This is a genomic window from Streptomyces sp. NPDC059142 (assembly GCF_042755665.1).
In the GTDB taxonomy this organism is placed as follows: domain Bacteria; phylum Actinomycetota; class Actinomycetes; order Streptomycetales; family Streptomycetaceae; genus Streptomyces.
The window spans coordinates 1-928 of the sequence record NZ_JBHZDA010000149.1 but is presented as its reverse complement, the minus strand read 5'-3'; the positions used below and the strand labels follow the sequence as shown (position 1 = coordinate 928).

The following is a 928-nucleotide window of genomic DNA, read 5'->3' as shown; positions in this document are numbered from 1 at the left end:
GGGCGTCAGAGTGAGGCCCACCCACACGCGTCCCCCCCCCCCCCCCACCCCCCGCGCCCCGGGGGGGCGCCCCCCCCCCCCCCCCCCCCCACCGTCACCGTACGGAACTGGCGCCCCGAGCGGGACCGGCGCCTCCTCATCGTCCTGGACACCGGGCGCACGTCGGCGGGGCGGGTGGGTGACATCCCGCGTCTGGACGCCGCGATGGACGCCACCCTCCTGTTGACGGCCCTCGCCTCGCGGGCCGGGGACCGGGTCGATCTCCTCGCGTACGACCGGCGCACACGCGCCCAGGTTCAGGGACGCGCGGCAGGCGATGTCCTGCCTGCCATGGTCAACGCATTGGCGCCGCTGGAACCGGAGCTGGTGGAGACGGATGCGCGCGGCCTCAGCGCGGCGACGCTGAAGAGCGCCCCGCGCCGATCGCTCGTCGTGTTGCTCACCAGCCTCGACACGGCGCCCGTGGAGGAGGGTCTTCTCCCCGTTCTCCCGCAGCTCACGCGACGCCACACCGTCATCGTGGCCTCGGTCGCCGATCCTCATGTCGAGGAGATGAGCAGGGCTCGGGGCACAGTGGACGCGGTGTACGAAGCCGCCGCCGGCGCCCAGGCGCAGGCCCAGCGACGACGTACGGCAGAACTTCTACAGAGCAGGGGCGTCACGGTCGTGGACGCCACCCCGGAGAAGCTCGCGCCGGCTCTGGCGGACGCGTACCTCGCACTTAAATCAGCGGGACGTCTCTAGGAGCGGCGAGGAACGTGGCGTGACGTGGACGAGGAGGGAAAGCACCCCGCCTCGTCCACAAGGGAAGACCGCCCCGGAAGGAAAATGGTCCGGAACGCAGAAATGCCCCGCACCAGAAGGTGCGGGGCATTCCCACAATAATTGTTCGGCGGCGTCCTACTCTCCCACAGGGTCCCCCCTGCAG

At 71.4% G+C, this 928-nt stretch carries 1 protein-coding gene; it reads left to right on the top strand.

The window, feature by feature from the left end; all coding sequences use genetic code 11:
* Window positions 1-744: DUF58 domain-containing protein (locus tag ACFXPK_RS31145; RefSeq protein WP_385080482.1), on the top strand; the 744-nt coding region annotated here is incomplete at its 5' end.
* Window positions 745-928: the final 184 nt, after the last annotated feature.